The organism is Modestobacter sp. VKM Ac-2977 (assembly GCF_026968045.1).
Lineage (GTDB): Bacteria > Actinomycetota > Actinomycetes > Mycobacteriales > Geodermatophilaceae > Modestobacter.
The window spans coordinates 373,715-399,053 of sequence record NZ_JAPVBQ010000004.1; the positions used below are offsets into that span (position 1 = coordinate 373,715).

18 protein-coding genes are annotated in these 25,339 nt (G+C 73.0%); 6 read left to right on the forward strand and 12 right to left on the reverse strand.

Translation table 11 applies throughout. The features are described from left to right. Positions 1-4 precede the first annotated feature (4 nt). The 4 genes from O2V63_RS18395 to O2V63_RS18410 form a co-directional block, all read right to left on the reverse strand. Positions 5-1,300 carry an acyltransferase family protein gene (locus O2V63_RS18395; RefSeq protein ID WP_269168965.1) on the reverse strand — a complete coding sequence of 432 codons (1,296 nt, stop codon included), beginning with the start codon at positions 1,298-1,300 and terminating at the stop codon, positions 5-7. Between the two features lie 140 nt (positions 1,301-1,440). Further along, positions 1,441-2,541 (reverse strand): mannose-1-phosphate guanylyltransferase, encoded by a 1,101-nt coding sequence (locus tag O2V63_RS18400; RefSeq protein ID WP_269168966.1) that lies wholly within the window; start codon positions 2,539-2,541, stop codon positions 1,441-1,443. A gap of 25 nt (positions 2,542-2,566) precedes the next feature. Continuing rightward, positions 2,567-3,478, reverse strand: a complete 912-nt coding sequence (locus O2V63_RS18405) for a glycosyltransferase family 2 protein (protein ID WP_269168967.1) — start codon at positions 3,476-3,478, stop codon at positions 2,567-2,569. Then, positions 3,475-4,575 (reverse strand): glycosyltransferase family 4 protein, encoded by a 1,101-nt coding sequence (locus O2V63_RS18410; protein ID WP_269168968.1) that lies wholly within the window; start codon positions 4,573-4,575, stop codon positions 3,475-3,477. The genes O2V63_RS18405 and O2V63_RS18410 overlap by 4 nt, the downstream gene beginning before the upstream one ends. A 104-nt stretch (positions 4,576-4,679) precedes the next feature. Here O2V63_RS18410 and rfbA point away from each other — a divergent pair, with 104 nt between their 5' ends. Next, positions 4,680-5,543: a glucose-1-phosphate thymidylyltransferase RfbA gene (gene rfbA, locus O2V63_RS18415; RefSeq protein ID WP_269168969.1), complete on the forward strand. Its 864-nt coding sequence runs from the start codon at positions 4,680-4,682 to the stop codon at positions 5,541-5,543. A gap of 33 nt (positions 5,544-5,576) precedes the next feature. Here rfbA and O2V63_RS18420 read toward each other — a convergent pair whose 3' ends face one another. From O2V63_RS18420 to O2V63_RS18430, 3 genes are all read right to left on the reverse strand, one after another. Further along, positions 5,577-7,382: a serine hydrolase gene (locus O2V63_RS18420; protein ID WP_269168970.1), complete on the reverse strand. Its 1,806-nt coding sequence runs from the start codon at positions 7,380-7,382 to the stop codon at positions 5,577-5,579. Then, the gene (locus O2V63_RS18425) at positions 7,379-7,945 is read right to left on the reverse strand and encodes a hypothetical protein (RefSeq protein WP_269168971.1); all 567 of its coding nucleotides are present in this window, start codon (positions 7,943-7,945) and stop codon (positions 7,379-7,381) included. The genes O2V63_RS18420 and O2V63_RS18425 overlap by 4 nt, the downstream gene beginning before the upstream one ends. 70 nt (positions 7,946-8,015) lie before the next feature. Further along, a complete protein-coding gene (locus O2V63_RS18430) occupies positions 8,016-9,122 on the reverse strand; it encodes a glycosyltransferase family 4 protein (protein WP_269168972.1) in 1,107 nt (368 codons plus the stop codon). Positions 9,123-9,168: 46 nt separating this feature from the next. Here O2V63_RS18430 and O2V63_RS18435 point away from each other — a divergent pair, with 46 nt between their 5' ends. From O2V63_RS18435 to O2V63_RS18450, 4 genes are all read left to right on the forward strand, one after another. Further along, complete coding sequence (locus O2V63_RS18435; protein ID WP_269168973.1) at positions 9,169-10,176, forward strand: glycosyltransferase family 2 protein; 1,008 nt, start codon at positions 9,169-9,171, stop codon at positions 10,174-10,176. A 241-nt stretch (positions 10,177-10,417) separates the two neighbouring features. After that, a complete protein-coding gene (locus tag O2V63_RS18440; protein WP_269168974.1) occupies positions 10,418-11,230 on the forward strand; it encodes an ABC transporter permease in 813 nt (270 codons plus the stop codon). Then, on the forward strand, positions 11,227-12,570 hold the full coding sequence (locus O2V63_RS18445) for an ABC transporter ATP-binding protein (protein WP_269168975.1): 1,344 nt from the start codon (positions 11,227-11,229) through the stop codon (positions 12,568-12,570). The genes O2V63_RS18440 and O2V63_RS18445 overlap by 4 nt, the downstream gene beginning before the upstream one ends. Next, positions 12,570-13,778 carry a class I SAM-dependent methyltransferase gene (locus O2V63_RS18450; protein ID WP_269168976.1) on the forward strand — a complete coding sequence of 403 codons (1,209 nt, stop codon included), beginning with the start codon at positions 12,570-12,572 and terminating at the stop codon, positions 13,776-13,778. Before O2V63_RS18445 ends, O2V63_RS18450 begins: the two co-directional genes overlap by 1 nt. Before the next feature lie 11 nt (positions 13,779-13,789). Here the strand turns inward: O2V63_RS18450 and O2V63_RS18455 are convergent, their stop codons facing one another. Both O2V63_RS18455 and O2V63_RS18460 read right to left on the reverse strand, forming a co-directional pair. Beyond that, a complete protein-coding gene (locus O2V63_RS18455; RefSeq protein WP_269168977.1) occupies positions 13,790-15,100 on the reverse strand; it encodes a glycosyltransferase family 4 protein in 1,311 nt (436 codons plus the stop codon). A 53-nt stretch (positions 15,101-15,153) separates the two neighbouring features. Then, a complete protein-coding gene (locus tag O2V63_RS18460) occupies positions 15,154-18,234 on the reverse strand; it encodes a rhamnosyltransferase WsaF family glycosyltransferase (RefSeq protein ID WP_269168978.1) in 3,081 nt (1,026 codons plus the stop codon). Positions 18,235-18,446: 212 nt separating this feature from the next. On the opposite strand from O2V63_RS18460, the gene O2V63_RS18465 reads away from it, so the two are divergent. After that, positions 18,447-19,574, forward strand: a complete 1,128-nt coding sequence (locus O2V63_RS18465) for a glycosyltransferase family 4 protein (protein WP_269168979.1) — start codon at positions 18,447-18,449, stop codon at positions 19,572-19,574. Here the strand turns inward: O2V63_RS18465 and O2V63_RS18470 are convergent. The 3 genes from O2V63_RS18470 to O2V63_RS18480 are packed head-to-tail and all read right to left on the reverse strand — an operon-like array spanning position 19,564 to position 25,259. Continuing rightward, the gene (locus O2V63_RS18470; RefSeq protein ID WP_269168980.1) at positions 19,564-21,987 is read right to left on the reverse strand and encodes a hypothetical protein; all 2,424 of its coding nucleotides are present in this window, start codon (positions 21,985-21,987) and stop codon (positions 19,564-19,566) included. The two genes, O2V63_RS18465 and O2V63_RS18470, sit on opposite strands and share 11 nt — an antisense overlap. Further along, a complete protein-coding gene (locus O2V63_RS18475) occupies positions 21,984-22,532 on the reverse strand; it encodes a hypothetical protein (RefSeq protein ID WP_269168981.1) in 549 nt (182 codons plus the stop codon). The genes O2V63_RS18470 and O2V63_RS18475 overlap by 4 nt, the downstream gene beginning before the upstream one ends. Positions 22,533-22,580: 48 nt before the next feature. Continuing rightward, complete coding sequence (locus tag O2V63_RS18480; protein ID WP_269168982.1) at positions 22,581-25,259, reverse strand: peptidoglycan recognition protein family protein; 2,679 nt, start codon at positions 25,257-25,259, stop codon at positions 22,581-22,583. Positions 25,260-25,339 lie beyond the last annotated feature (80 nt).

Sequence of the window (25,339 nt, forward strand, 5' to 3'; positions counted from 1 at the left end):
GAGGTTAGCCAGCCCCCACCGACGAGCGCGGACCCCGGACGCCGACCAGGACGTCGTCGGTCAGGACACCTCTGCGGGGATCCAGTCGCTGCACCGGGAAGGGCTGGGTGGGCAGCGGGTGGTCGCCGGCCGGTGCCGGCCGGTGCCGGCCGACGAACGCGGTGGCGGCGGGCGCGCCGAGCCGGACACCCACGACGCGGGCCAGTCGCTGGCTCGGGGCCTCGACCAGCCGGTGGAACACGACAGCGAGGAGGAAGGCCAGCGGCATACCGACGAGCAACGTGACGGCGACGCCCGTGCGGGAGCCGCCCACCAGCGAGGACACCGACACCAGGACCGGTTCGTGCACCAGGTAGAGGGAGAAGGACACGGTGCCGAGCCACTGGACGGGCCGCCGGGTGAGGAAGGACCCGGCCGACGGGCAGGCCAGGGCGGTGAAGCAGAGCAGCACCGCCCCCGCGACCCCACACGTGCGAGCGAGCGCGAGCGCCGCGGGAGCCGTCTCGAGCAGCGAGCGGGTCCACCACTCCGCGAGGAGCAGCACCACCGTCACCGCGCTCAGCAGCAGCCACCGGGCACGCGCGTGACGGCCTCGCGAGATGTCCGCGCCGAGGCGCTGCAGCCTCTGCCGCAGGACCGCCATGACCACGCCGAGGCCGAACACCGGCAACCAGGAGAGCATGAGTGAGCCCAGGTACACCCCGCAGCCGACCAGCAGCAGCAACGGGGGGACCAGCCAGCCCGACCGCTGCCCCAGCCGGCGGACGAGCAGCAGGTACCCGGGCAGCAGCAGGGAGAAGAGCACCTCGTAGTGCAGCGACCACAGCACGCTGTTCACCCCGCTCGAGCCGTCGAGGAGCAGCGCGTCACGCAGCAACGTCGGCACGTCCGGCTCGACCGCGTGTGCGTCGAACCACCAACTCGTCGTCGCTCCCGGCTGGCGGGGGAAGGCCAGGACGATCGCGGCGGCCACGACGAGCGACGCGACCGCCGGCACGTAGAGCCGGACCAGGCGCTGACCGTAGTACCCGCGCCACCGGCCCCGCCGGGCTGGGCGCTCCAGGAACGGGAGAGCCAGCACGAGACCGCTGAGCACGAAGAAGACCATGACGGCCTCGGTCCCCGCCCACACCAGGTGCAGCGGGGTGAAGGTCAGCCACCAGGTCCCCGACGCCCGGTTCTCGACGAAGTACTGCATGGCGAGCACCTGCCAGGTCAGCAAGCCGTGGTGGACCACGACGACGAGCGCGGCGATCCCGCGGAGCCCGTCCAGCGCGGACAGCCGGCCCGCTCCGCTCACGGGACCCTCGCCCACGGTGGGTCGACCGACCTGGGATGGCGCCACGCACGCAGACTGCCCCGATGGACCGCCGCTGCCCGGCAGCGACGCGGTGTGCCGATCCGCTCCTGGCCCAGCGCGTCACACCCGACGCACGGACCTCAGGAGAAGCGGGCGCCGAAGCTCTCCTGCACGGCAGCGAGCAGCGCCTTGACCCGCTCGGCGTCCCCCACCGGACAGACCATGGTGACGTCGGCGGTGTGCACGACGACGCTGTCCCGCATCCCCACGAGAGCCACCAGGTGGTCCGGGTCGTCGGAGAGCACCACGTTGCCCGAGCTGTCCAGCAGCGCGCTCAGGCCACGGGTCGCATTGCCCGCCTCGTCGGTGCTCAGCGTGTGCGCCAGCGCCGGCCAGGAGCCCACGTCCAGCCAGTCGACGTCCAGGTCGACGACGACGACCCGGCCGGGCTCGGTCGCCGCCGGCTCGAGGACGGCGTAGTCGACGCTGATCTTGGGCAACGACGGGAAGACCTCGGCGAGCACCGCGTCCCGCTCCGGCCCAGCCGGGGCGGCGACGACCCGGGCCAGCCCCGTGGCCGACTCGGGCAGGTGGTGGGCGAGGGCGTCCAGGACCGTCTGCGCCCGCCAGACGAACATCCCCGAGTTCCACAGGTACTCGCCGCTGGCCAGGTAGGCCTCCGCGGTGGCCCGGTCCGGCTTCTCCCGGAACGACGCCACCTCGGCAGCCCCGGCGACCGCGGTGGGTGCCCCCTTCTGCACGTAGCCGAAGCCGGTTGCCGGTGACGTCGGGGTGACCCCGAGGGTGACGAGCGCCCGTGGCCGGACGGCGAGCACGTCGTAGGCGGTGCGCAGCGCGTCGGCGAACCGCTCGACCGGCCGGATGACGTGGTCGGCGCTCACGACGGCCAGCTCGGCATCGGGGTCGACGTCCACGACCAGTGCAGCGGCGAGGCCGACGGCGTTCGCGGTGTCCCGGGGGGTCGGCTCGAGCACCAGCCGATCCGCCCTCAGCTGCGGCAGCGCGGCTCGGACCTGGTCGCCGTACCGGGCCGCGGTGCACACCCAGATCCGCTCCGTGGGCAGCACGGCCTGGAGCCGGCTGAAGGCCTCGGCCAGCAGGCTGTGCGCCTCGCCGTCGTCCTCCGCGACCACGTCGAGCAGCTGCTTGGGGCGCTCGGCCCGGGACAGCGGCCAGAGTCGGGTGCCCGACCCCCCGGCCATGATCACCGCGTGCCGCACGGGGCAGCCTCCTCGTTCGGTCCGGTCATCGTCGCAGCCAACGCCGCCGGGGCAGTTCGGCCGCCGACTTCTGCGGGCTCGCCCCGGCACCGACCCGGCCGCTGGCGTAGGAGACGAGCATCCGGGCCCCGAGTCCACCGCGCAGCAGCCAGCGCAGCGGCGCGTGCCGTCGTCGCGGGTACTGGCCGGACAGGTAGCGGAGGGCGCTGGTGTGGTGCACCCGTTGCATCCGGTGCGGCTCCCGGCGGGTGGCGTGGCCGCCCTCGTGGACCACCACCGCAGTGGGCACGTACACGTGCAGGTACCCCCGTCGTCCCAGTCGCTCCGCCAGGTCCACGTCCTCGAAGTACATGAAGTAGCCGGGGTCGAAGCCACCGACCGAGTGGAACGCCGCCAGGTCCACCAGCAGACACGAGCCGGACAGCCAGCCGGCCGGCCGCTCCCGCGGGGCCTCCCGCTCACGCCGGTACCGCGCAGTCCACGGGTTGGCCGGCCAGACCCAGCCCAACAGCGCGTGGCCGATCCCGGTCGAGAGCGAGGGCAGGTCCCTCGCCGAGGGGTACAGCGCGTCTTCCGGCGTGCGGATCGCCGGCCCCATCGTCGCCGCCCGGGGCCAGCGAGCGGCGGCGGCGAGCAGCTCGTCGACGGCGTTCTCCTCGAAGCGGACATCGGGATTGGCGACCACCGCCCAGCCGGTCGTCAGGTCGGCCAGCCCGGCGTTGGCGGCCGGCCCGTACCCGACGTTGCCGCCGATCTGCAGCACGCGGACGTCGTCGGTGCCGTGCGCCACCCGCTCCGGCCACCCGTCGGTCGAGCCGTTGTCGGCCAGCACGACGTCCAGTGGCCGGGTCGTCGCCCGGCGCAGGCTGCTGAGGAACTCCTCGATCGAGTCCCCGGGTGAGTAGGTGACGGCGACGACGCGCAGCGGACCGGTCATGCGTCAGCCGCCGCGGCGTAGGCGGTCAGGTGCGCCCGGGCACACGCCCGCCAGTCGAACTGTGCGGCGCGGGCCCGGCCGGCGGCGGCCAGCCCGGCACGGCGGTCCGGATCGGCCAGCAGCGCGCGGAGCGCCGCGGTGATCGCCGGCGCGTCGGGCTCCGTGTAGGCCACGGCGTCGCCCCCGACCTCGGGCAGCGACAGCAACCTGGTGGTCAGCACCGGCGCCCCGGAGGCCATCGCCTCGAGCACCGGCAGGCCGAAGCCCTCGCCCAGGCTGGGGTAGGCGACGACCTCGGCGGCCCCCAGGAAACCGGCCAACATCTCCAGCGGCAGGTACCCGGGCCGCACCAGCCGGTGCGTGGCCGGCACGTCGGCCGCGGCACGGTCGACCTCCTCGTCCCAGCCGCGGCCACCGGCCAGGACCAGCGCGGGCGGGTCCGTGAGCGCGCTCCACGCCCGGATGAGCGAGGGCACGTTCTTGCGCGGCTCCAGCGTGCCGAGGAAGCCGATGTAGGGGCCGGCCACGTCCAGGTGCTCCCGTACCGCGGCGCGCTCCGCGTCCGACGGGGCGTGGAACCGGGTCGAGTCCACCCCCAGGTGGGCGACGGTGACCCGGGCAGGGTCTGCCCCGGCCACTCGCACCAGCTCGTCGCGGGTGGCCGCCGACGGCGTGACGCACTGCGCCGCCCGGGCCAGGGACATCCGGGTCCAGGTGGTGAAGAAGTGGCGCTTGACCGGCAGGTGGAGGTCGGGGTGGGTGAAGAACGTGGCGTCGTGCAGCGTCGTGACCACGGGCAGTCCAGGTGCCAGCGGCATCGTGTAGTGCGGGCAGTGCAGCACGTCGGCCCCCACCCGGCGCGCCAGCGCCGGCAGCCCCGTCTGCTCCCAGGCGAGCCGGACCGGACGGCGGGCGACCGCGGCCGGCGCGGCCAACAGCTCGACGCCGGGCAACAGCCGGCGGTAGTGGTCGACGTCGTGCCGCTGGCAGACGACCGCGAGGTCCGCGCCCTCCGCGTGCAGCGCCGGGAGCAGCTCGTCGACGTACCGGCCGACCCCGCCCCGGTCGGCCGGGACGGAGGTGGCGTCGACGAGCACGCGAGGTCGCTTGGTCAGGAGGAGCTCCAGGGACGGTCGGGGCAGGAGTGGCCGCTCGAGACTACGAGAGCACCGTGGCACAGCGGCGCCGATAGGCTGACCCGATGCGAGGCATCATCTTGGCGGGCGGAAGCGGGACCCGGCTCTACCCGATCACCAAGGCCATCAGCAAGCAGCTGATGCCCATCTACGACAAGCCGATGATCTACTACCCGCTGTCCCTGCTGATGAACGCGGGCATCCGCGAGGTGCTGATCATCACCACGCCCGACGACCAGTCCCAGTTCCAGCGCCTGCTCGGCGATGGTTCCGACGTGGGGATCGAGATCACCTACGCGGTGCAGCCGCGGCCCGAGGGCCTGGCCCAGGCCTTCCTGATCGGGGCCGAGTTCATCGGCGACCAGCCGGTCGCCCTGGTGCTCGGGGACAACATCTTCTACGGCACCGGGTTGGGCAGGAACCTGCGCTCCAACACGGAGCCCGCCGGTGGGCACGTCTTCGCCTACCACGTGGCCAACCCGCAGGACTACGGCGTCGTCGAGTTCGACGACGCCGGCCGGGTGATCTCCATCGAGGAGAAGCCCGCCGCACCGAAGAGCTCCTACGCCGTCCCTGGTCTCTACTTCTACGACAACCGGGTCGTGGAGATCGCTCGCGGCATCACGCCCAGCCCGCGTGGCGAGCTGGAGATCACGGCGATCAACGACGAGTACCTGCGCCGCGGCGAGCTGACCGTCACCGTGCTCGAGCGCGGTACCGCCTGGCTGGACACCGGCACGCACGTCTCGATGATGCAGGCGGCCGAGTTCGTCCAGGTCGTCGAGGAACGACAGGGCTGGAAGATCGGCTGCATCGAGGAGATCGCCTGGCGCCGCGGCTTCATCGACGACGGCCAGCTGGAGTCGCTGGCCAAGCCGCTGCAGAAGAGCGGCTACGGCAACTACCTGCTCCGCCTGCTCGCCCGCTGACGGACCGAGGAGGGCGCCACACCGGCGCCCTCCTCAGCCGACGGTGTGGCAGCCGAGCTCCGGGTTGCCCGCCCGACCGTCGCGGTAGATCGCGTAGGCGCACACCCGGTGCTGTCCGGGCGGGAGCGCCGCGCTGACGGAGAAGCCGTGCGTCGGGCCACCCTCGGGGTAGACCGACTCGACGTCGGGGCGGGGGCCGCCCGCAGTCGTGGCGGTCACCCACCCCCCGTCGCTGTAGACGTGCACCTCGACCGTCGACCCGGGGCGCAGCGGGTCCATGGCCCAGCCGGACAACGCCACCAGCCCCCCCTGCGGGGTCGCCCAGTCGAGATGGCCGAGCATGGCCGCGGGGGCGTCCACCGTCGCGCACCCGAGTTGCGGGTTGACGCCGCCGGTCCCCGGCACGTTGATCGCGTACGCGCAGACCTCGTGCCGCCCCGGCGCCGGCAGCGGGACCAGGGTGGCGAACCCGTGCGCGGCCCCGGTCCCGGGGTACGCCGCGGCGACGTCAGGCCGGTCTCCCGCGGCGTTCGCCCCCGAGGCCAGCCGGCCGTCGACGTAGAGGTGGACGTCGGTGGGCGTCCCCGGCGCCTCGGGGTCCATGGTCCAGCCGTGCACCTGGACCGCGCGCAGGCCCTGCGGGTGCCCGGAGTCCAGGTTGCCCAGCGGACTGAGCCGCACGGTGAAGGTGCGGCAACCGAGTTCGGGGTTGTCGGTCCCCCTGCCCACGTTGATGGCGTTGACGCAGAGCCGGTGCACGCCCTCCTCCACCCTGAGGTCGAGGGAGAACCCCCGGGCCGCCGAGTAACCGGGGAAGGCCGCAGGGATGTCGGGTCGGTCGAGCCCCGCGGAGGCCTGTCCGGCGAAGTTGCCGTCGAGGTAGACGTGGACGTCGAGCGGCCACGAGGGGCCGTCGCTGTCCGCTGCCCACCCGCCGACCCGCACCACACCCGGGGAGACCTCGGTGGCCACCTCGAGGTTGCCGAACGGGTTGCGTGGGACGTCGCGTGACGGGACCACACCCCCCGGGAACAGCACCTGGACCACGCGGGTCAGCGTCTCGCCGAAGTACGCGTAGGACCTGGTCTGCGGCCCCTGCGAGAGGACGGCGACCAGGAACCTGTTGTCCGCACCGAGGATGCCGGTGGTGTGCAGCCGGCGCTTGCCCTCCTGACAGCACATCCAGCCCTGCTTGACGCCCCAGACCTGGCCGGGCAGAGCGCGCGGGATGCCGAAGAACTGGTCGATGCCGTCGGCGCCGGTCGGGGTGGCCCGGCGCATCAGCGAGACGAGGTGGTCGCGGTCAGCGGGCTGGAGCCCACCGTCCAGCACGCCCGCGTAGAACTTCACGATGTCGTGCGCGGTGATCTGGAACATGCCCCAGTAACCTGCCGACGGCGGGTCACCGATCTCGGTCAGCCCGTACTTGGCGGTCACCGCGTGGACCATGCCGAGTCCGCCGAAGCGGCTGTAGAGGTTGGACATCGCGCCGTCGTCGGACCGGATGACCATGGCCTCCAGCAGGACCCGGTCGTCGTGGGTGAGGGTGATCGCCCCCCGCCGGCTGCGGTCGAGCAGGCTCTCGGCGACGAAGACCTTGAGTATGGAGGCCGACCGCATCCGCGTGTGGGCCGCCCCGTTCACCGACCACTGACCGGTCTCCCGGTCCAGCACCGCGATCCCGACCTCTTCCCCGCGCGCCTGCGTGTAGGCGGTGGCCTCGGCGACCGCCCCGTGCATCTCCGCCCGGGCGGGTGTGGCGGTCGCGCCGGCGAGCAGGACGACGGCCGCGAGGACGACGAGGAGCGTGGCGCCCCAGCGACGGGCGGTCCCGCTCACGCGCAGGTCCCGCTGAGCGTGAGGGACCCGGAGGGCTCGGTCGTGCCCCCGGTGTAGAGCCCGGCGGTCAGCTCGAGGTCCCCGCTCACCTCGAGGTCCACGTCGTGGAGCGTCTGCTCGACGTCGATCCCCGGGGCGGCCAGCCGCGAGGCGCCGCCGTCCGGGCCGAAGGACACCGTCAGCTGCGAGCCGTCGGAGAGCACCAGCTCGAAGCCCCGACCGTCAGGGGTCTGCGTGCACCGGCCCTGCACCGGCTCGGCGAAGGCGGTCAGACCCGACACCGCGAGGTCCACGGTGCCACGGAACGTCCCCACCGTCAGCCCGTTCAACTGGGTCAGCAGGGTCGGGGCAGCGGGGTCCGGCGGGGGCGGCGACAGCGCCTCGTCCCCGGGCAGGTCGCTCTCGAGCAGAGCGGCCGCCCTGCTCGACTCGGCCGCGCCCTCGGCGGCCGTCGAGCTCTCGCCGCTTGCCGAGGCGTCCGACTCCCCCGTCGTGCACGCGACCAGACAGAGGAGAGGGACGGTCGCAGAGACGACACGACCGGCGATTCGCATGCTTTCCATGACCACACATGTGCGGAGAGTTGTCCAGCCGTCGCGCCTGCCCTGCACCAGCTGCCCCATGGGCCGCCGATCAGTCGCGCAGCAGCTCCGCGTAGAGGTCCCAGAGCCGGCCGGCGACGGCGCTCCAGGTGAACTCCGACGCTCGCGTCCGCCCTGCCGAGCGCAGAGCGGCCAGCGCCGCGGCGTCGCCGACCAGCTCGTCCAGCGCGCGAGCCAGCGCGGTCGGGTCGCCGATCGGCGTGACCCGGGTGGCGTCGCCGCCGACCTCCACCAGCGCGGGGTCGTCGGAGGTCACGACGGGCACCCCCGCCGCCATCGCCTCGACGACCGGCAGGCCGAAGCCCTCCGCACGACTGGGCACCACGGCCACCAGCGCCCCGGACAGGACGGCGGCGAGGTCCTCGTCGGAGAGGCCGCCGAGCGGCAGCACGCTGCCGTCGGGCAGCCCCAGGTCACGGGCCATGTCGACCGGTTCGACACCGCCCCAGCCGGTCCGGCCGACGACGGCGAGCGGTGGCAGCCGGCCGGGCCGCTCGGCCAGCGCCCGCAGCAGCACGTCCAGCCCCTTGCGCGGCTCCAGCGTGGCCACCGAGACCAGGTGCCCGCCGGTCAGCCCCAGCCGCGCCAGCCGCGCATCCGCGTCCGCGGGACGAGCGAGCCGGGCGGTGACCCCGGCGCCGGCGACCACGACCGGCGCCCGCAACCGGAGGTGGCGGGACAGCTCGCGGGCCACCGCAGCCGTGGGGACGACGACGGCGTCCGCCTCGACGGCGGCCCGGGCAGCCATCGCCCGGTGCCAGCGGACCCCGCGTGGAGTGAGCGTCTCCGGGTGGGTCCAGGGGACCGCGTCGTGGATCGTCACGACCAGCTGCGCGCGGCGTCCTCGGCGGGGGGTGAGCAGCGTGGTGGCGTGGACCAGGTCCGCTCCCCGGGGGTGCAGCGGCAGGCCTGCCTCCCAGGCGGCGGCGAGCGGGCGGGCCGGGAGAGCCAGGCGACGGGGACCCCGGACGCCCGCGACGCGGGCCGCGGAGACGTCCCGGTGCCACGCCGTCCAGCTGGTCACCCGGCTGCCGGTCGGCGCGCCCGCGGCCAGCGCGGCCGCCACCTCGGTGGCATAGCGCCCGGTCCCGCCGGGGACCCGGGCGAGTGCCTGCTCGGCGACGACCGCGATGTCCACCCGGGCGAGCCTACGGAGCCCGCACGGGTGACTACCGTCTCCGGGCATGGCCGCCGACCCCGGAGCTCCACCGGACAGCACCCCGCGCGTGACCGTCGTGGTGGTCAGCTGGGAGGGAGCCCACCTGCTGCCCCCGTGTCTGGACTCGCTGCGGGCGCAGACGCTCGGGCACCGGGTCGTCGTCGTCGACAACGCCTCGACGGACGGGACGGCCGAGCTGCTGGCCGGCCGGCCGGAGGTCGGCGTGGTGACCACCGCCCGCAACGAGGGCTTCGCCGGGGGCGTGCAACGCGGCATCGACGCCGTCGACACCGAGTTCGTCGCGCTGCTGAACAACGACGCAGTGGCCGACCCGGCGTGGCTCGCCGAACTGGTCCGCGCCGCCGACGCCCATCCCGAGGCCGCGGCCGTCACCTCGCTGATGCTCCTCGCCGAACGGGAGCCACCCGAGGTGAACAACGCCGGCGTCGTCCTGCTCGACACCTGGTACGGCGCCGACCGCGGTCTGGGCGAGTCCCCCACGGCCGTGGCCGAGCCGACGGAGGTGTTCGGGTTCAGCGGCGGGGCGGCCCTGCTGCGCACCGAGGCGGTGCGGGCGGTCGGCGGTTTCGCCACCGAGTTCTTCCTCTACTACGAGGACACCGAACTGTCGTGGCGGTTGCGCGACGCGGGGTGGACGATCCGGGTGCAGCCCACGGCAGTCGTCGTCCACGCGCACTCGGCCACCGTCGACCAGCGGTCCCGCTCGTTCGCGTACCACAACGAGCGCAACCGACTGTGGATGCTGATGCGGCGGGCACCGGCTCCCGTCGCTCTGCGGGCCGGCCTGCGGTTCGCGCTGACCACCGCATCGCTCACGCTGCGGCCGGCACCACCGGTCAACGGGGTCGTGCCCTGGAACCTGCGTCCGGGCCTCCGCGTCACCGTCGCGCGCGACGTGCTGCGCTACCTGCCGGCGGCGCTGCGCAGCCGGCGGCGCGAGCGCGCCGGGCTCCATCAGGCCGGGTCACCGGTGCGTCCCGTGGCGCCGGTGGGTCGTGAGCGACGCGCGTGACAGCGCGCTCCCGCGCGTCCGGTCGTTCCCCGGGCGTCCCGGCCAGCCGGTGTTAGCGTTGTGCGCTGGCAACCGAGCCTCCGGTCCGGGCCGATGACGAGCGTCCACACGTGACGCGTTCCCGTGGGTGCACGTCGCTCCGCGGGGTGGGACAGTCCGCGCACGAGAGCCGCACGGACGTGACGATCGCCGGGGTCTCCGAAGACCGGCCTTCGACGAGAAGACAGGTGGAACTCGAGGAATGACCCAGTCCCTGCGGGATGTGTGGCAGTACCGCGGACTGATCGGCAACTTCGCCAACCGCGAGATCAAGGGCAAGTACAAGGGCAGTCTGCTCGGGTCTGCCTGGTCGCTGATCAATCCCCTGGCCACCCTGGCGACCTACAGCCTGGTGTTCGGTTTCATCCTCCGCTTCCCCACCCCGGTGGCCGGGAACGGCTCGCTGACCAACTTCCCGATCTACCTGTTCACGGCCCTGGTCGTGTGGAACTTCTTCCACGCCGTGACCACCGGCGGCATGGGCTCCCTGGTCGGGGCCGGCCCACTGCTGCGCAAGATCCACTTCCCGCCGTTCGCCCCGGTCATCGGGTCGGCGCTGGCCGTGCTGAACCAGACGGCGATCGAGTTCGGCCTGTTGTTCATCGTCTACGTCCTCGTGTGGAACATCGGCTGGACGTTCCTGATGGTGCCCGTGCTGCTGTTCATGCTGGCCGCCTTCGCACTCGGGCTCGGCATGGTCCTGGCGATCGTCAACGCCCGGTTCCGGGACGTCGCCTACATCGTCACGGTGCTGCTCGGGCTGCTGTTCTACGCCTCCCCGATCATCTACCCGATCTCCCTGGTGACGGACCAGTACGACGCGCACCCGTGGCTGCGGGCGTACGAGTACAACCCCATCACCTCCTACGTCGAGGCCTTCCGCGACGTGCTGTGGGACCTCGAGTTCCCCGGCTGGGGACGGCTCGCCTACCTGGCTGTGGTGAGCTTCGTGATGCTGGTCGTCGGGTGGACCTTCTTCCAGCGCCGGGCTGCTGACGTGAGCGAGGACCTGTGACCACCTACCGTTCCGACGAGGTCGCCGAACAGGTGACCACCGCCGCCGAACCCGACGTGGCGATCTCCGTCCGCGACGTCACCAAGAAGTTCCGCCTGCACAACGACCGCAAGACCAACCTCAAGGAGTTGTTCAGCGGTCGCGAGCGCCACCCGCGCTCCGAGGAGTTCTGGGCGCTCAAGGGGGTCACGCTCGACATCCCCCGTGGGAAGACGTACGGGTTGATCGGCCACAACGGCTCCGGCAAGTCGACGCTGCTCAAGCTGGTCGCGGGGATCCACCGCCCGTCGTCGGGGAGCATCACCGCGAACGGGCGGGTCTCGGCGATGCTGGAGCTGGGCGCCGGGTTCCACCCCGAGATGTCCGGCCGGGACAACATCTACCTCAACGGCTCGATCCTCGGCATGACCCGCAAGCAGATCGATGCCGCGATGGACCGCATCATCGAGTTCAGCGGTCTCGAGGAGTTCATCGACACCCCCGTCAAGGTCTACTCCTCGGGCATGTACGTCCGGCTCGGGTTCGCCATCGCGGTGAACCTGGAGCCGGAGATCCTCATCATCGACGAGGTCATCGCCGTCGGGGACGAGGCCTTCCAGCGGCGCTGCTTCGACCACCTGTACGAGCTGCGCCGCAAGGGCGTCACCATCGTCCTCGTGACCCACTCGCTCGGTCTCGTCGCCGACCTCTGTGACGAGGCGGCCTGGCTGGACGGCGGGAACCTGCGCCGGGTCGGACCGGCGCGTGAGGTCGTCGACGACTACCTCGCCGCGGTCAACGAGCGTGAGGCCGCGGCGGCAGCCAAGGCCGAGGCCGCCGCCCGGGCCGAGGCCGCGGCCACCGGCGCGCCGACGGTTGCCGAGCCCACGGCCGAGATGGAGGGCAGCACGCCCCGGCGTGGCTCCGGCGAGATCCGGGTGACCGGCGTCGAGTACCTGGACTCCGAGGGCGTGGAGCGCCCGTTCCTCAGCACGGGTCACCCGGGCACCGTCCGGGTGAGCTACGAGGCCGCCGTCGACCTCCCTGAGGTCACCTTCGGCCTGGCGTTCGTCCACGAGTCCGGTGTGCAGGCCGCCGGACCCAACTCGGGGTACGGGCCGGACACCCTGGCGATCCCGGCCGGCCGCGGGGCCGTCGACTTCGCCGTGGACGCCGTCGCCCTGCAGCCGGGCGAGTTCCTGCTCAGCGTGGCGATCGTCGACCGGGGACACACCTACGACCACCTCGATCGGGCGTTCGTGTTGAAGGTGCGCGCGGAGGAGGCGGTGACGGAACCGGGACTGGTGCGCATGCCCGGTCGGTGGACCCTCAACGTCGCCGCGCCGACGGTCGAGCACTGATGATCGACGAAGCCACGCTCAAGGAGCTCCTGCTCGCCCTCGCCCGGGGGTCGCACGACGACGTCGAGCGCGCGATCACCAACAGCGAGGCGCTCGACGACGACGACCGTTCGCTCATCCGGACGGCCCTGGACACCGCGGACTCCTCCGCGGGCATGGCGCGCGCCCTGGGTGACGCCATCCGCGGTGCCGGTGAGATCGACTTCCTCGCCAACGAGTGCTATCGCGCCGCCTTCTACCTCGGCGACGGCCTACCGGACCTGCGCGGGAACACCCTGTTCGAGTTCTTCTCGACCAGGCGCACCGGCCGGGTCCTGGACAAGTGGGTCCACTACTTCCCCGTCTACACCGAGCACTTCGAGCGGTTCCGGGGCCGGGACGTGCGGATCCTGGAGATCGGCGTCTACCGCGGCGGCTCGCTGGACATGTGGCGCTGGTACTTCGGTCCCCAGGCGACGATCGTCGGGGTCGACATCGACGAGCGTGCCCGCGAGGTCTCCGCCCCGGACCACGTCGTCGAGATCGGCGACCAGACCGACCCGGAGTTCCTCCGCTCGCTGTCCGAGAAGTACGGCCCCTTCGACATCGTCATCGACGACGGCGGCCACGAGATGCAGCAGCAGATCATCACCGCCGAGACGATGTTCCCGCTGCTCGCCGACGGCGGTGTGCTGCTCACCGAGGACTGCCACACCTCGTACTGGGATGCCTACCAGGGCGGCACCGGGCGCCCTGGCACGTTCATCGAGTGGTGCAAGGCCAAGGTCGACGACATCAACGGCTACCACCGGGCAGGGCCGGTCGACCGGGTCTGGACCGACATGGTGGCCGGCCTGTCCTTCTACGACTCGATCGTCGTGCTCCGGAAGGAGCGGCGGTTCGCTCCCTTCGCCGAGCAGGTCGGCCACGCCGAGTTCCTGCTGCTCCCCCGGTTCACCGCCCAGCACCTCACCGAACTGGTGGCCGGCCGGGACGCGGCCGTCGCCCAGCGCGACGCGCTGAGCCGCCAGCAGGCACAGGAGCGGCAGGAGGTCGCGGCCGAGCGTGCCCAGCTGCAGGCCGAGCTGGCAGCCGTGCAGGACGAGCTGGCGACGCTCCGGGCAGCGGCCGAGCAGGCCGACGCCACGGACACCGCGCAGGTGGTGCGTGACCTGACGCGGGCGGCGGCCACCCGGATCACCGGCCTCCGTCGCGGCCCGCAGGACTGAGCCCGCGCGGCTCAGCGGCGCAGTCGCCCGCGCAGTCGTCGGGCGAGCAAGGCGGGCCCACCCTCACGCAGCGCCGCCCGTACCCGCTGCACCGGGGACCCGGCGGCGCGGTCCGGGCGCCGCAGCCCGAGCTGCAGCCGGGCGACCGGATCGAGGGCGAGGTCGGGTGCGCGGCGCGGCGCGGCGCAGAAGTCGGCCAGCGGTCGACAGACCCGTGACCAGCTGAAGCCCTCCGCCAGCGCCGCGGCCGCCGCGCCACTCGCCCGGCGGAGCGCCTCGTCGGCGGACAGCCGCACCAGTGCGTCACGCAGTGCCGGGACGTCGCCGGGCGGCACCACGAGCCCGGCGCCCGACCGCTCGACGACCTCCGCCAGCTCGTCACCGCCGGTACTGACCACCGGCAGCCCGCACCACAGGGCGTCGAGCACCCGGGTCCGGAAGGCGAACTCGGTCTCCAGGTGGTCCCAGTGCGTGGTGACGGCCAGGTCGGCGGCGCGCAGCCACCGGTCCCGCTCGTCGTACGGCACCCATCCGTCGAGGAAGAGCACCGTGCGGTCCAGGACGCCGAGCTCCGCGGCCAGCAGCCGGGCGGCCTCCGCGGTGGTCTCCACACCGGGCACCGGGTGTCGGGTGCCGAGGAAGACCAGCCGGAGCTGCGGGGCGTCGGCCTCCGCGGCGGCGACGGCGCGCACCAGCGTCAGCGGGTCCAGCCACTCGTAGATGCCCCCGCCCCAGATGGCCACCACGTCGTCGGCACCGATGACGGGGAACCGGGCGGACAGCAGGCCGCGGTCCCGCGCGGCCGGCGGGCGCTGCGGGGTCCCGAAGGGCACGACCGCGACCAGGCCGGACAGGTCTGCCGCCCGGTCGTACGTGACCGGGTTGACCCGGCCGAGCGCGGCCAGGTGGCCGAGCCACAGCGCGCGCTGCCGCCCGGAGGCACAGAGCAGGAAGTCCGCCCGGGACAGCTGCAGGTTCAGCGAGCTGATCGTGTCGCGGACGATGGCCCGCCGGACCGGATCCGGCAGCCCGCGGGTCCGCTCCAGTTGCTCGAGGTGGAAGGGGTCGTAGGCGTCGACCACCACCGGGACGTCGCTGTGCACCAGCTCCGGGTGCAGGCCGAGCACGTCGCCCTGGACGACCACGGAGCCGACGCCGGCCGTCAGCTCCATCAGCTGCTGTGTCCCCGTCACGGGGACGAGGCGGACGAGCTCGTCGGCCATGTCCACGGCCGCCAGCGAGGCGACCGTCACCGGGCCGATCCGTTCGTCCGCCGCCAGGGCACGCGCCAGCTCCAGGGTGCGGATGGCCGGCCCGGCCATCCGCGTCCCCAGCGCCTCCGCGGTGACGAGGAGGACCCCCGCGCTGGACCCGGTCAGGCGCCTCGCCCCTCCGGGTCGCAGAGGTAGCCGTAGATGTCGCTCAGCGCCGTGTCCCAGTCGCTGTGACGGGCCTGGATGTCCTGCAGCCCACGGGTGGACAGCCGCTCGCGCAGCTCCTTCTCCCGGCACAGTCGCTCGAGCTGGTCCGCGAGGTCGTCCGCCGTCCGCTTGGACAGCAGGCTGTTCTCCTCGTGCTCGAGGATCCAGTGACCCCAGGGGTTGTCGAAGGCGACCACGGGGACGCCGCAGGCCATGAGCTCCAGCGGCAGGTAGGACGGGTGCTTGGAGACGGTGAGCGCCAGCCCGACGTCGCTGTTGCGGTACAGCTCTCCGGTCGCCCGGTAGGGCAACAGACCCAACGGCTTGATGTCGTCGTCGGCTCCCTGCCCGGCGGCCCACGCACCCGCGGTGACGATCCGGACACCGTCACCCATCCGCCGCTTCAGCTCCTCCAGGGCGAGCGACGCCATCTCCCAGCAGTTCCGCCAGTGCCCGGGGCGGGCGTAGACGAACACGGTCACCGGGGAACCGGGCGTGCGCTGGTGCCGCCAGCGGGCGTGGAACACCGAGTCGTCGACCGCCGGGGCGAAGCTCATGCCCTTGCCGTCGTAGTCGTCGGCGTAGATCTGCCGGAGGTTGTCGGTGTTGCACAACCCGTAGAGACCGAGCTTGTAGGTCTCCTCGGCCAGGGCGTACAGCGTGCTGGCCGGGTAGAACATCGGCTCGAAGTCCTGGATCAGGTAGAACTTCCGCTTCATCCCCTGCGCGTGGGCGAGTGCGTACGCGGTCACCCACAGGGTCGCGATGCCGACGTCGGCCTCCGGCACCTTGGCCAGGTCCGCCTTCGACCCGTCGAAGAACACGATCTGCGAGTCCGCCAGCGACGGGAACGCTGCCGACAGGGCCGAACGGACGAAGTGGTCCGGTGGGCTGCCCCACACCACGAAGCGGTTCTCCACGCCGTGGTTGCGGGCCAGTTCATCGGCGATGCGCAGCGCGGAGTTGATGCCGCCGTAGAAGGGGCTGTCGATGTCCGGGATGAACCAGTTGACCGTGCGCACCCGGAACGGCTCGGCGTTCTGCGCGTGCAGCGCGTCCACGGCGGCGACGTCCGAGGGCAGGGCCCGGCACATGTCGGCCAGCATCCGCGACTCGGCCGCGTCACTGCTCTGTCGGAAGGCGGTGAAGTCACGGCCCAGCGGGCCGGCCAGCCGCTGCTGCGCGGTCGGTTCGTGCCGTCCGCGCAGCTTCGGCTCCCGACTGCCCAGCGACAGGTTCGGGCTCCAGTACGGGTCGCCCCCAAAGAGCCAGGTGTTGTAGCGCCAGTAGCTGGCGAAGAAGTCCTCCGTCGGCACGGTGGTCCCGCGGGTGGCGGACTCCAGGTGCCGGATCCCGGCGAAGGGTGAACAGATGTTGCGCCGGCCGTCCAGCACCATGTCCAGGCCGAGGGCGACATCGGACCCGCAGAGGATGAAGCGCTCGTCGAAGCCGCCGACGGCGTCGAACACCTCGCGGCGGACCGCGAGGCAGGCCCCGGTCACCGCGAGCACGTTGCGGTACCAGTCCGAGCGCCCGTAGATCGAGTCGCTCCCGGGGTCCATCCCCTCGAACACGTGGTCGGCGAAGCCGCCCATGCCCAGGATGACGCCCGCGTGCTGGATCTTCCCGTCCAGACCGGTGAGCTGGAGCCCGGCGACGCCGATCTCCGGCTGCACCGCCCAGCCGACGAGCTCCTTGAGCCACTGCGGGTCGAGCACCTCGGTGTCGTCGTTGAGGAAGACGAGCACCTCACCGGAGGAGGCCCGGACGGCGGCGTTGTTGACCGCCGAGTAGTTGAAGGGCTGCTCGTGCCACCAGAGGACCTCCAGCGGGAACCCGAGGTCCTGGGTGGCGTACCACCGCTCGTTCTCGTGGTCGCGCCCACCGTTGTCGACGATGGTCACGTCGAAGGCCGGGTAGTCGGTCTGCTGCAGGGAGGGCAGACACGTGGAGAGCATCGACCGGTTGTGCCGGGTCGGGATGATGATGCTCACCGACGGCCACTGCTCCGGGGTCCAGTGCACGCGCACCCGGCCGTCCCCTGCGGCCCGTGCCCGCGCGCTCAGGCCCTTCCGGTCGAGGTGCTGCTGGACCACGCGCACCGCGTCGTCGTCCGGCACCGGGGTGCGCGCCGGCACGCTGCTGAGCACCCGGGTCACCCGGGTGACCCGCTCGGCCTCGCAGTCGGTCCGCAGCAGCAGGTCCCAGTGCTGCGCACCCCCGGCCTCCGGGCGGAGGCCGCCCGCGGCGAGGAAGCGTGCCCGGCGGACCGCGAACGCCCGGCCGACGTACGGCGCCCCGAGGAGCACCTCCGGGGACCAGCTCGGACGGATCTGCGGGTCGCGGTTCGTGCCGCCCACGGCCACGTCGTCGTCCCAGGTGAGGAGGTCGACCAGCGGGTCCCGGTGGGCGGCCGCCGCGACCTGGTACAGGCAGTCCGGCCGCAGCTGGTCACCGGCCTCCAGCAGGATGACGAGGTCTCCCTCCCCGTGCGCGACGTGGGTGTTGGCGGCCTCCACGGGGATCCCGCCGGCGAACACGACCTGACCCGAGGTCCGCGGCTCCGAGGAGGTGCTGGAGGTCGGGTCGCAGACCACGGCCGTCCAGTGACCCCACGACTGCTGCCGGAGCGACGTCAGCGTCTCCTCGACACTGCCCACGCCGGGCAGGACGACGACCTGGACGGTCACCGCGTGGGCGGCCTTGGCCGACGCCTCCCGCTGCGCATCGAGCTGCGGGGCGGAGACCTCGTGGCCGCGGAGCCAGGAGCGGTAGGACGGCGCGGACGGCTCGGCGACGCCCGGGATCGCCCACAGCGACCGGATGGTCCCGGCCGAGTTCAGCAGCTCCCGGTAGGTCGAGAGGCCGGCCTTCGCGACGGCGCGCTGCTTGCTCCCCTCGGGCAGCCGATCGCGGACGGCCTCCCGCAAGCGCCGGCGCAGCCGTGGCTGCGGGCCGCCGGGCGGAGGCGCCACCTCGGTCACACCGCGGACCTCCACCACCGACGCGGCGTCCCCGAGGTCCGCAGACGGCACCGGAGCGCTCGCCCCCTCCTCTGGAGACGGCGGTGCCGCCTCCGTACCATCGTGGTGGCCTTCAGTGGGGGGGGTCACGATCAACGACTCCTGAGGTGGACAGCAGATGCAGTGTCCGCGAGCCGGCTTGGTCAGCCTCGGCCGCCTGCGGCATGCGCCAAACTACCTCTCATCGCGAATCGGCCCCGGATGACCCTCTGCCGGGTGGCGCCGTGCGGGTGACCCTGGACGTGACCCCGCTGATCGGCCCGCGGACGGGCGTCGGGCGGTACGTCGCAGCGCTGGTCCGGGAGCTCGGCCGGGCGTCGGCCGCAGCGGGCGACGACGTCGCGGGGATCGCGTTCACCATCCGGGGGCGCCGGCAGCTGCCAGCAGCGCTCCCGGCCGGCACGCGGGCCGTCGGGCCACCCGCCCCCGCACGGGTCACGAACCGGGTCTGGGGCCGGGTCGACTGGCCGCCGGTGGGGCTGCTCACCGGACCGACCGACGTCTTCCACGCCACGAACTTCGTGCTGCCCCCACCTGGCCGGGCGGCCGGGGTGGTCACCGTCCACGACCTGTCGTTCCTGCGGAGCCCGTCGACCGTCACGCCCGCAGCCCGGGCCTACCGACACCTGGTGCCGCTGTCCATCCGGCGTGCCGCGATGGTGCTCACCCCCAGTGCCGCGGTCGCCGACGAGCTCCGCGAGACCTACGCACTGCCCGCGGACCGAATCCAGGTGACACCCCTCGGTGTGGACCCCGAGTGGTACGAGGCCACGCCCCCGGACCCGGAGCTCCGGCGCCGGCTCGGTCTGCCCGAGCGCTACTTCGTCTTCGTCGGCAACCTGGAGCCGAGGAAGAACCTGCCGCTGCTGCTGGACGCCTACCGCGACGTGCTCGCCGTCCGGCCCGACGCCCCTGGCCTGCTGCTCGTGGGACCGCCGGGCTGGGGTCCCGCCCTGGACCTCTCCGGGCTGCCCCCGGGGCGGGTCGTCTTCAGCGGGTACCGGGAGGACCACGAGGTCCAGGCACTGGTGGCCGGTGCGTCGGCCCTCGTCTACCCCACCGGCTACGAGGGCTTCGGCCTGCCGCCACTGGAGGCACTGGCGTGCGGGGTGCCGGTCGTCGCCTCCGACCTGCCGGTCATCCGGGAGGTCGTGGGCACCGACCCCCGGTGCGCCACCCTCCTGCCTGCAGGAGACGTCGACGCGCTCGCGGCTGCCCTCGTCGCGCGGTCGGACGCATCGGCCGAGGGGCCCGGGCCCGCCGCGACGCGGCAGGCCCGGGCCCGACTGTTCACCTGGACGGCGACGGCGACGATCACGAGAGCCGCCTACGCCCGCGCCGTCAGCCGGTGACGGTCACCGTGGCGCAGCCCAGCTGCGGGTTCGCTGCGCCGGCCGTGTCGATGCCGTAGGTGCACACCCGGTGCTCCCCCGCGCCGACCGACAGCTGGGCCGTGTACCCGTGCGCCGCCCCGGCGCCCGGGATCGCCGCCGCGATGTCGGGCCGGGTGTCCGCCGCGGTCAACTGACCGGCGTAGCGACCGTCGACGTAGAGGTGGACGAGGATCGAGGTCGCCGGGACGTCCGGGTCGTAGGCCCATCCCCAGGCCACGACTCCGTCGCCGACGGCCGTGACCTGGTCGAGGTGCCCGACCGGCGGCGCGCTCGGGGCCACGGTGACAGCCCGGCAGCCCAGCGCCGGGTTCCCGGTCCCACCCGCGACGTTGATCGCGTAGGCGCAGACCTGGTGGTCGCCCGGCGACAGCACCAGGGTGCTGTCGAAACCGTGCGCGCCACCGACCGCGGGGAAGGCCGCGGCCACGTCCGGGCGCGCCGAGTCCGCCCGGAGGACGGCGGAGAACGCACCGTCGACGTAGACGTGCACGTCGATCGGGTCTGCGGTGTCCGCGTCCAGCGCCCAGCCAGTGAGCCGCACGGTGCCCGGCTTGGCCGTCACCTGCTCCAGGTTGCCCGATGGCGCGACGCCGACCAGCACCGACGAGCAGCCCAGCTGCGGGTTCGCCGAACCCTGCCGGACGTTGATCGCGAAGGTGCACACCTCATGGGTCCCCGGGCGCAGCGTCAGCGAGGTGGAGAACCCGTGCCGGGACCCGACACCGGGGAAGGCCGCGGCCACGTCCGGGCGGTCCAGGTCGGCGGTCAGTGTCCTCGCCCACGTCCCGTCCACGTACACGTGCACGTCGATCGGCGCGACCGTCTCGGGGTCCAGCGCCCAGCCGGAGACGGTGGCGGCAGTCGCCCCTCCGGTCGCTCGCACGTCCCCCTGCGGGTCGACCCGCAGCACCAGCGTGCGGCACCCGAGCTCGGGGTTCTTCCCGCCCGGACCCAGGTTGATCGCGTAGACGCAGACCGAGTTCGGCCCGGGCCGGAGCGGGACGGTGAACTGGTAGCCGTGCGCCGCACCGCTGCGGGGGTAGACGGCGCCGACGTCGGGGCGGTTGCCCGCGGCACTGACCATGCCGGCTCCGGCGCCGTTGACGTAGACGTGCACGTCGAGCGGCCAGCTGGTGTCCGGGTCCAGCGTCCATCCGGAGACGACGCCCTGCCCTTCGGTGACGACGGCCTGCTCGATGCTCCCGATGGGCAGGCCGGTCGTGTCCACGGTGCGGCAGCCCAGGGTCGGGTTGTTGCCGCCGGCCGCGACGTTGATGGCGTAGACGCACACCTGGTGGACGCCCTGCGGGATCGTGAGCGTCACCTCGAAGCCGTGCCCGGCGCCCCAGGCGGGCAGCGCCTCGGCGACGTCCGGACGTGGTGCGTCGGCCCGGGCGGCGGAGTGCGGCTGACCGTCGACGTAGAAGTGCACGTCGATGGGCTGAGCCGTGTCGGGGTCGACCGTCCAGCCGCGCACGTCGACGGAGTCGCCGGTCCGCGGTTCGACCGCGTCCAGGATCCCGACCGGCTGCCAGGGGGACTCCCCCGGGGCCTGGGTCGACCCGAACCAATCGGTGAAGTAGAGCCAGAAGTTGCGGTTGCCGTAGGCCGAGCAGGCGTCACCGGTGCCGTAGCCGGCCGCGAGCGCGGCGGCGTTCGGCTGGTAGGGCGTGTAGATGTACAGCCCGGCGGTCGCCTGGTTCTGGATGTAGACGGGACTGGAGCCACACTCCGGCTTGTTCGCCTGGAAGAGGACGTTCTGCGTCCGGCCCGCCCGGTAGCCGTAGCGGGTGGGGTTGGCCTTGTAGACCTGGTACCGGCGAGCGGCGCTGTAGACCTGGTTCTGGAAGCCGTTGTACGCGGGATCGCAGGGGGCGGTGTCCGGGCACGCGTAACCCATCGCCTCGCGGTACCGCGAGGCCCGGAGGCTCGACCCGGTGTTGGTCACCAGGGACTGTTCCTTCTGCAGCATGACCAGCAGCACCTTCGGGCTGATGCTGCAGGCCTGGGCGGCCTTGGCGATGATCATCGCGGCCGACTCCTGGGCGCCTCCGGCGTAGCCGGAGCAGTACGCGTCGGCCGCCCGCGAGGTCGTGTCCTGCCGGTAGGCCTTCAGGCAGGGGGTGCCGTCCGCCCCCGTCTTGCAGTTCATCCCCTTGAGCTCGATGAACCTGCGGACGTCGTCGGCGCTCATGGCGTTGCCGTCGAAGAAGACCGCATCGCTGATGATGTTGCCCGGGGCGAACTGACCGGCGTCGGCGGCCGGACTCAGGCCGACCGGGGGTGAGGGCGTGTCACCGGCGAGCACCAGGCCGGCGAGGACGGCGACGGCGAGCAGCCCGACCGACAACCGGCTGAACAGGCGCCTCATCGGGCGGAGACCTCGACGTCGACGGGGGGCGACTCGCCCGAGGAACTGGCCGACTCGTAGGACAGCACGGCGGTCCAGGTCCCCTCGGTGACGTCCGCCGCTCGCAGCAGCCCGCAGTTCATCGTGCTGGCGTCGGGCTCGGCCGCGTTCTCGTCGATGATCTCCAGGTCGCCGCGGGTCAGCGTGAGCCGGCACGTCCCCTCGTCCTCGAGCACCCCCGCCACGTAGCCGTTGACCTCCACGGAGGCGGACTGCGTCTCCCAGCCGGCGTAGGTCACGACCGGCTCCACCACACCGCTGCTGCGCGTCGGAGCAGCCTCGGTGGGGTCCTCCTCCCCCGGCGACGGGGTGCTGACCGACGGCACGGCCACGGTCCCGGTGGACGGCGCGCGACTCGACGAGGCGGTCGGCGCCGCCGACGAGGCGGCGGCGGGGGGTGCGGGGTCGTCCGCGGCGCCATCGAGCTGGGTGACGGCGACCCCAGCGACCGCGGCCAGGGCGACACCCCCGGCGACGAGGACGGCGGTTCGGGCGGAGCGGGACATGTCAGAGGCCTCTCGAGTGGGGGTTCTTCCGGTGGGGCCGGGCGCGCGTCAGCCGACGACCTGCTTGCACCCCAGCAGGGGGTTGGTCGTGCCGTGGCCGGAGTCGATCGCGTAGGCGCAGAGCTGGTGGCGGCCCGCGGGTACGGCGACGGTCGCCCAGTAGCCGTGCGCCGCACCCGCCGCCGGGTACGCCGCGGCGACGTCCGGCCGGTCGCCGGTGGCGGTGACGGCGCCGGCCCAACCGCCGTCGAGGTAGAGGTGCACCTCGGTGGGCGCGGCGCCCCGGTCCGGGTCCCAGGCCCAACCACCGGCCCGCGTGGTGCCGCCCGAGCCGTCGATCCAGTCGAGGCTGCCCACGGGGTTCCACGACACGGCGTCGACGGCGACCGGCAGGCACCCCAGCGACGGGTTGTTCGCGCCGTGCCCGACGTTGATGGCGTAGGAGCAGACCGTGTGCGCGCCCGGCGGTACGTCGACCGCCGCGCTGAAGCCGTGCGCGTCCCCGGCGCCGGGGAAGATCCGCCCGACGTCGGGCCGCGAGCCTCCGGCGGTGGTCTCCCCGGCGTACTCGCCGTCCACGTAGAGGTGGACGAGGACGGGCCGTGCGGCGGTGTCCAGGTCGAGCGCCCACCCGGACACCTCGGCACGGTGGCCGCGGACCGCCACCGAGTCGGCGCGACCCTGCGGGTCCCACAACGCCGGTGCCACGGTGACCGTGCTGCAGCCGAGCTTGGTGTTGTCGGTACCGGCGTTCTCGTTGATCGCGAAGAGGCAGACCGTGTGGGGGCCGGGCGCCGACACCGTGGTCGACCAGGTGAAGCCGTGGGCCGGGCCGGCCGCCGGGTAGGCCGCGCCGACGTCGGGCCGGACGCCCTTGGCGACCAGCAGACCACCCCAGCCGTCGTCGACGTAGACGTGCACGTCGAGGGGGGTGGTGAGCGCATCGGGGTCGATCGCCCAGCCCTGGGCCGAGATCGTGCGCCCGGTGACACTGACGAACTCGACGTTGCCGAAGGGGACGGTCGGCGGCGGCGCGGAGGGTGCGGTGGCGGTCATCACCTTGCACGCCATCCACGTGTTCAGGCCCGAGGGAGCGGCGTTGACGGCGACGGCGCAGACGTTGTGCCGGCCCCGGGACAGCGTGTAGGTGCCCTGGAAGCCGTGCCCCGGCCCTGCCCCGGGCACCGCGGCGGCCACATCGGGACGGTTCTGCGAGGCGGGGAGGTGCACCCCGGTGTTGCCGTCGACCAGGATGGCCAGGTCGATGACGCCCGCCGGGTAGTCCGGGTCGAGGACCCAGCCGCTCACCGAGACGGTCGACCCCTTGAGGGAGAACTCCTCGAGGTTGCCGACGGGACTGCCACCGGGCAGCGAGACCATGCGCTGCGTGACGAGGGCACGGATCTGGCCCATCCGGTTGTAGGCGTAGACACCCGGGCAGGCGGTCAGGCCGACGTCCCGGTGCGCGAAGACCGTCGGCAGGGTGACCTGGTCACCCGCCTTGTACCGGGACGTGCTCCCGCCGCCGGCGGTCAGCGTGGTCTGCCCGTTGGGGTCCACCCCGTACATGCCGAGCTTCCAGGCGATCACGGCGGCGACCGAGTCCAGCATCGCCTGCGGGGTGTCGACCTCGGCGTAGTTGCCCAGCATCGAGACACCGAAGGTGCCGGTGTTGAAGCCGCCGGCGTGCGCGCCGACGACCGTCGAGCTCAGCCCGCCGTAACGACCCTCGAAGATGCGGCCGAACTTGTCGACGATGACGTTGTAACCGATGTCGCCCCAGCCGCGGGTCTTCGCGTGGTACGCGTAGATGGACCGCATCATGGCCGGCACCTGCTCAGCGCTGTACCCGTTGCCGTCGGCGGTGTGGTGGATCGTCGCGGCCTTGAGGGTCGACGCGTACTCGGCACCCCAGGTGCGGATCGACTCGTCGGCACCCCACTGGCTCCGGGTGACCACGTCCGGCATGACCGTCCCGGCCTGCGCCTCATCCGTGGCACCACTCTCGGGGAGCGCGTCGGCCTCGCTCGTCCCCGGGTCGAGCAGCGCGACGCTGACGTCCTCGGGGACCGCGCCCCCGGCACCCTGCACGATGACCTCGACGCCGCGGGCCGGACCGGTCCAGTAGGGCGCCGTGCCACCACGGACGTCGTTGTCCTCGGTCTCGGCCGTGGCCGTCTGCTCGATGTCGTCGGGCTCGAGCGTGGTCCAGGAGCCCCAGGCCCCGTCCTCGTCGCGGACCCGGACGCGGGTCACGACGTCGGTGACCGCTGGGTCCTGACGCCAGGTGATGCCCACGGAGGAGAAGGAGTCGGTCTCCGGGAGGGAGACGGTCAGCGCCGGGACGCCGGACAGCTCGGCGCCGGAGTCGGGGACCGCGCCGGCCTCGGTGGGCTCTGTCCCGGTCGGCTCGGCCTCGGTCGGCTCGACCTCGGTCGGCTCGGTGGACTCGGTGGGCTCGGCGGGCTCGGCGGCAGTGGGATCTGCCGTCTCGCGCGGCGGAACCGTGGCGGTGGCCTCGGCCTCGGTGACCCCGCCGGGCTGCACCTCCCCGTCGGTGGCCACGACCGCGTCCTCTGCGGGATCCGTGACCGACCCGAGCGCCACCTCGTCGATCGAGGTCTCCACCGGTCGGACGTCGGGTCCCGGAGATGCGTACACGGGCAGCACGAGCAGCGTGGCGGTGACGGTGACGAAGGCGAGGGAGCCCGTGATGAGCCGACGCACGAAGATGCCTCCGGTGGACGAGGGGGACGGCCTGCGATCGCGCAGGCCGTTCCCTCTCTCATCGGCACCCGGACGGCCCA